5 protein-coding genes are annotated in these 6,170 nt (G+C 49.8%); 3 read left to right on the forward strand and 2 right to left on the reverse strand.

The features are described 5' to 3' along the window. Nucleotides 1-12: 12 nt before the first annotated feature. Nucleotides 13-351, reverse strand: coding sequence for a ribosome-associated translation inhibitor RaiA (raiA, locus tag NC856_RS16815; RefSeq protein ID WP_264091601.1), 339 nt, complete (start codon nt 349-351; stop codon nt 13-15). A gap of 301 nt (nt 352-652) precedes the next feature. Continuing rightward, nucleotides 653-1,387: an outer membrane protein assembly factor BamD gene (bamD, locus tag NC856_RS16820; protein ID WP_264091602.1), complete on the reverse strand. Its 735-nt coding sequence runs from the start codon at nt 1,385-1,387 to the stop codon at nt 653-655. Between the two features lie 133 nt (nt 1,388-1,520). Between bamD and rluD the strand changes: the two genes are divergently transcribed. The 3 genes from rluD (at nt 1,521) to clpB (ending at nt 5,941) form a co-directional block, all read left to right on the forward strand. Continuing rightward, nucleotides 1,521-2,498: a 23S rRNA pseudouridine(1911/1915/1917) synthase RluD gene (rluD, locus tag NC856_RS16825; RefSeq protein ID WP_264091603.1), complete on the forward strand. Its 978-nt coding sequence runs from the start codon at nt 1,521-1,523 to the stop codon at nt 2,496-2,498. Nucleotides 2,499-2,505: 7 nt separating this feature from the next. After that, nucleotides 2,506-3,231: a purine nucleoside phosphorylase YfiH gene (yfiH, locus tag NC856_RS16830; protein ID WP_264091604.1), complete on the forward strand. Its 726-nt coding sequence runs from the start codon at nt 2,506-2,508 to the stop codon at nt 3,229-3,231. 133 nt (nt 3,232-3,364) lie between these two features. Continuing rightward, nucleotides 3,365-5,941: an ATP-dependent chaperone ClpB gene (clpB, locus tag NC856_RS16835; RefSeq protein ID WP_264091605.1), complete on the forward strand. Its 2,577-nt coding sequence runs from the start codon at nt 3,365-3,367 to the stop codon at nt 5,939-5,941. The last annotated feature ends 229 nt before the right edge of the window (nt 5,942-6,170 follow it).

The raw sequence follows: 6,170 nt of genomic DNA on the forward strand, positions 1-6,170 counted from the left end.
AGAAGGAGAAAATTATTCTTCCTGAATAATTTGCAGATTAGCGTCTTTGACGCCAGTGGCGGCTCGACGGGCTTCCCCTTTGTGCTGAACTTTGTTCAATTGACGCTCAAGTTTGGCGATGAGGTCATTAACAGCGACATACATATCCTCATGTTTAGCGCTGGCGACCAACGGCCCGTTTGGTGTACTGATTGTTGCGTCTGCAATGAACCCCTGGGGTTCTTTTGACAGAATGATGTGTGGATTAATCAGGTGAGCCTGCCACTTATCCAGTTTAGAAAGACGGTCTTCGACATGCTGACGTATTGCGGGGGTGATATCCATTTGCTTACTGGTAATATTGATCGTCATATAACTTACCTCTCTGCCTATGTCCGTCTTGGATAATTTCAGCATAACGCGAGTTGCGACAAAAATGGTGATTTTGATCACTTTTTTTTGTCACGTTAAGTCAATAAAACGTGATTTGTGAACTGTCCGCTGGAATTGTTGGGAAGTACTTGAGGGGGAGGATAGGCTATGTCATTATCGAAAAGATATACTGTGGTCAGCCATCAATTTTCTGCTTTTCCATTCCTTTCCGAGCACCGGTTTCCTCCTGTAAAAAACGGCAACCTGAGTTGCCGTTTGGTATGTTTGCTGTCGATCACGCTTAAGATGGGTTCGCCGCGATGATTTTAGCCACCTTGTCTGCCTGAGCAGCAAGCTGAAGCTCGCGATAGGCGTTTTCCATTAGCGGTAAGGCGTCTTTCGTCGCTTTGGTGTCTGGATAATCACGCAGCATTTGCTCAACACGATTAACTACTGCCACATAAGCGCTGCGTTTCGTGTAGTATTGCGCGACGGAAAGTTCATATTTGGCCAAACGTTCTTTCAGATAGACCATACGTTTGTTGGCGTCGGTCGCATACTGACTATTGGGGTAACCCTGAATCAGCTTGCTAAAGTCACGGAAAGCGGCGCGGGCATATTGGGGATCGCGGTCAGAACGATCAACGCCAAAAAAACCTTGCAGTGCGCTGTCGTCCAGGGCCATATCCGTCAGGCCACGCATGTACAAGACATAATCAACGTTTGGATGTGTAGGATTTAACCGCAGGAAACGATCGATCGAGGCCTGGGCCAGCGGTAATTCGGCGGATTTGTAATAGGCGTAAATCAAATCCAACTGAACCTGCTGTGAATACGGGCCAAATGGATAGCGGTTATCGAGTGCTTCCAACTGTGTGATGGCTGCCCTAAAGTTGCCGTCTTGCAGTTTTTGTTGCGCATTGGCATACAGTTCAGATGGCGGACTGTCAGGAACCGCATCCTTGGAATTGCTGGAGCAACCAGCCAGCGCCAGGCTCAACGTGGCGGCAGCCACCAGATATTTCATACGCGTCATGACGTTTTGATTATCCTCAGAGTGTTATTCCGGGAGACTGTCCGTGAAGCTCCCGATTTAGACCAGCTACAATAGTACATTATTTTAAACGGCGTCGCCGTGAAAACCCAACGTTAACGAAGAAGCTGCAACTATGGCACAACAAGTACAACTCACCGCAACGGTGGCCGAATCTCAACTCGGACAACGTTTAGATCAGGCTTTGGCCGAATTGTTCCCTGATTATTCACGATCTCGTATAAAAGAGTGGATTCTTGAGAACCGGGTACAGATTAACGGCAATGTAATCAATAAGCCAAAAGAGAAAGTGTTGGGCGGCGAATGGGTGGCAATTGATGCGCTGATTGAGGAAGAGGCACGCTGGGAAGCACAGGATATCGCTCTGGATATCGTGTATGAAGATCAGGACATTCTCGTGATTAACAAGCCCCGTGATTTGGTTGTGCACCCTGGCGCGGGGAACCCAGATGGTACGGTATTAAATGCGTTGCTACACTATTATCCTGAAATTATTGATGTTCCCAGAGCCGGTATCGTTCACCGGCTCGACAAGGACACCACTGGCTTAATGGTTGTGGCGAAGACCGTACCGGCGCAGACGCATCTGGTGGAATCATTACAGGCGCGGGACATTACGCGTGAGTATGAGGCTGTCGCCATCGGTAATATGACGGCGGGTGGCTCGGTCGATGAACCGATAGCCCGCCATTCAACCAAGCGGACGCACATGGCCGTTCATCCGATGGGAAAACCTGCGGTGACGCACTATCGCATTATGGAACATTTCAGAGCGCATACGCGGTTACGTTTGCGGCTGGAAACCGGACGAACCCACCAGATTCGCGTACATATGGCGCATATCAACCATCCGTTAGTCGGCGATCCTTTATATGGCGGTCGCCCGCGACCGCCGAAAGGGGCATCGGATGCGTTCATCTCTGTGTTGCGCAATTTTGACCGGCAGGCTCTGCATGCAACCATGCTGCGTTTGTATCATCCGGTGAGCGGGATACAAATGGAATGGCATGCGCCTTTGCCGCAGGATATGGTCGATCTGATCGATGCATTAAAAGCGGATACCCAAGCGTTCCAGGATCAACTTGATTGGTGATGAAACCATGCTGATATATCCTGACTGGCCTTTACCGGAAAATGTCCGAGCCTGTAGTACCACCCGTTTCGGCGGCATCAGCTTGCCTCCATATGATGCGCTGAATCTGGGAAACCATGTTGGTGATGATGGAGAAAAAGTGACGCGGAATCGGCAGATTCTGGTGGAAGAGGCCGCCTTGCCGTCTACGCCCCACTGGTTGGAGCAGGTTCATAGTACGCAAGTGATTCGGATCGGTGATGCCCCGCCGCTTGCTGTCCGTGGCGATGCCGCTTATACCGATCATAAAGATCAGGTTTGCGCGGTAATGACGGCTGACTGTCTGCCGGTATTATTCTGCTCAATCGCCGGTAATGAAGTTGCCGCCGCTCATGCCGGTTGGCGCGGATTGTGCGAAGGCGTACTGGAAGAAACGCTTTCCGGTTTTCAGGCTAAGCCGTCACGGATTATGGCCTGGCTGGGACCCGCGATTGGGCCTGATGCCTTTGAAGTCGGGCCGGAAGTACGGGAGGCGTTCATCCAGCGTGATGCGTTGGCCGTATCTGCATTCAGGCCCTATGGGGAGAAGTTTTTTGCCGATATATATCAACTCGCGCGACAACGTTTACAGGCCTGCGGCATGACTCAAATTTTTGGCGGAAATTTTTGTACTGTAAGCGAACCGCAAAAATTTTTCTCATATCGACGCGATGGCGTGACTGGCCGTATGGCAAGTTTAATCTGGCTGATATAACCTATTGAATTAAGACGGTCCATGGCAAGTAACATTTAAACCTCATCACTACTGGCAAAATAACCTTGAAATTATTGAGGGATGACCTCATTTAATCTCCAGTAGCAGTTTTGACCAGTGTATGGGAGGAGTTATGCGTCTGGATCGTCTTACCAACAAATTTCAACTTGCTCTCGCCGATGCCCAATCTCTAGCCCTCGGGCGCGACCATCAATTTATTGAACCACTCCATCTGATGAGCGCATTGCTTAATCAGGAAGGCGGTACGGTAAGTCCGTTGTTGACAGCGGCAGGTGCCAATCTGTCCCGATTGAAAAATGAAATCGATCAGGCAATCTCACGTTTACCTCAAGTTGAGGGGACGGGCGGTGATGTCCAACCGTCCAGCGAATTGGTTCGTACCTTAAATGTGTGCGATAAATTGGCGCAAAAGCGCGGAGATACGTTTATTTCCTCAGAACTTTTTGTGCTGGCGGTTTTGGAATCACACAGTACGTTAAGTGATGTGTTGAAAAATGCCGGAGCGACGCAGCAAAGCGTGACTAAAGCCATTGAGCAGGTAAGAGGGGGCGAGCAGGTGAATGATCAGGGAGCGGAAGATCAACGTCAGGCATTGAAAAAATTCACTATCGATCTCACCGAACGCGCTGAACAAGGCAAGCTTGACCCGGTTATTGGCCGCGATGAAGAAATTCGCCGCACCATTCAGGTTTTGCAACGCCGGACCAAAAACAACCCGGTGCTGATTGGTGAGCCAGGTGTAGGTAAAACCGCCATTGTCGAAGGATTAGCGCAACGTATCGTGAATGGCGAAGTGCCTGAAGGATTGAAAAACAAACGCGTCCTGTCGTTGGATATGGGTTCGCTGGTAGCGGGCGCCAAGTATCGGGGCGAATTCGAAGAGCGCTTGAAAGGCGTACTTAATGATTTATCCAAACAGGAAGGCAACGTCATCCTGTTTATTGACGAGCTTCATACGATGGTTGGGGCCGGTAAAGCCGATGGCGCCATGGACGCCGGTAATATGCTTAAGCCGGCGTTGGCCCGTGGTGAATTGCACTGCGTCGGCGCCACAACGCTGGATGAGTATCGACAATATATTGAAAAAGATGCTGCTCTGGAACGTCGGTTTCAGAAAGTGTTTGTAGCCGAGCCAACGGTAGAAGACACGATTGCAATTTTGCGTGGCCTTAAAGAACGTTATGAACTGCATCACCATGTGCAGATCACCGACCCGGCGATTGTCGCGGCCGCAACGTTGTCGCACCGTTATATCGCCGATCGTCAGTTGCCGGATAAGGCGATTGACCTGATTGATGAAGCCGCTTCCAGTATCCGTATCCAAATCGACTCGAAGCCTGAACCATTGGATCGCCTGGATCGCCGGATTATCCAATTAAAACTGGAGCAGCAGGCGTTGAAGAAAGAATCTGACGAGGCCAGTCAGAAGCGTCTGGAGCTACTGAATGCCGAGCTTGAACAAAAAGAGCGTGAATACTCCAAGCTGGAAGAAGAGTGGAAAGCTGAAAAAGCATCACTTACTGGCACGCAAAATATTAAGGCGTCTTTGGAACAAGCGAAGATCGCGCTTGAGCAAGCTCGTCGTCAGGGGGATTTGGGACGAATGTCCGAACTGCAATACGGCAAAATCCCTGAACTGGAAAAGGAATTAGCTGCTGCGACCTCGCTTGAGGGCAAGACCATGCATTTGCTGCGTAACCGAGTGACGGACGCCGAAATTGCGGAAGTACTCGCTCGTTGGACGGGGATCCCCGTATCCCGAATGCTTGAAAGTGAACGTGAAAAACTGCTGCGAATGGAGCAGGAGTTGCACCAGCGCGTTATCGGACAAAATGAAGCCGTTGAAGCGGTATCGAATTCGATCCGCCGTAGCCGGGCCGGGTTATCCGATCCCAATCGGCCTATTGGTTCCTTTTTGTTCCTTGGGCCAACTGGCGTCGGTAAAACTGAACTGTGCAAGACATTGGCTTCATTCCTGTTTGATAGTGATGATGCCATGGTGCGCATTGATATGTCAGAATTTATGGAGAAACATTCCGTCTCGCGTCTGGTGGGGGCGCCACCGGGATATGTGGGCTATGAAGAAGGCGGCTATCTGACAGAGGCCGTTCGTCGTCGTCCTTATTCGGTGATCCTGCTGGATGAAATTGAAAAAGCGCATCCTGATGTGTTCAATATCTTGCTGCAAGTGCTTGATGATGGTCGATTGACCGATGGACAAGGTCGTACCGTTGATTTTCGCAATACTGTGGTCATCATGACTTCGAACCTGGGGTCCGATCTGATCCAGGAGCGTTTTGGGGAACGTGGATATGCCGAGATGCGAGACATGGTGCTGGAGGTTGTCAGCCACAGCTTCCGTCCTGAGTTTATCAACCGTATTGATGAGGTTGTGGTGTTTCATCCATTAGGAAAGGCGCACATTATGTCGATTGCTCAGATACAGTTGCAGCGTTTATATAAACGGCTTGAAGAACGCGGATACCACGTGACTATTACTGAGCCCGCGTTGGAATTGCTGGGTAAAATAGGTTTCGATCCCGTTTATGGTGCCCGTCCGCTAAAAAGGGCAATACAGCAACTGATTGAAAACCCATTGGCTCAGCAAATACTTTCCGGGAAATTACTCCCTGGGAAAGCAATAACACTCGACGTCGAAGGTGAGGATATTGTTGCTCATCAAGGATGATATTCCACGAGTGGTGGGCAGAAAAAGGAGAGAGGGTGATATCTCTCCCTTTCTATGTATGTGGAAGTTGTGTGCATAACCCGCGTTTCTTGCATGTAAATCATACGCAAAACGTTTTTTTGGTTTATTTTTAATCGAACGATATTTTTTTAGCATTTAGCGCTTGTCAGCGGCGGATAAGTGCCTATAATGCGCCACCACTGACCCGGCGACAGCGGCTTACGCGGTT

This window comes from Brenneria izbisi (genome assembly GCF_025840185.1).
In the GTDB taxonomy this organism is placed as follows: domain Bacteria; phylum Pseudomonadota; class Gammaproteobacteria; order Enterobacterales; family Enterobacteriaceae; genus Brenneria; species Brenneria izbisi.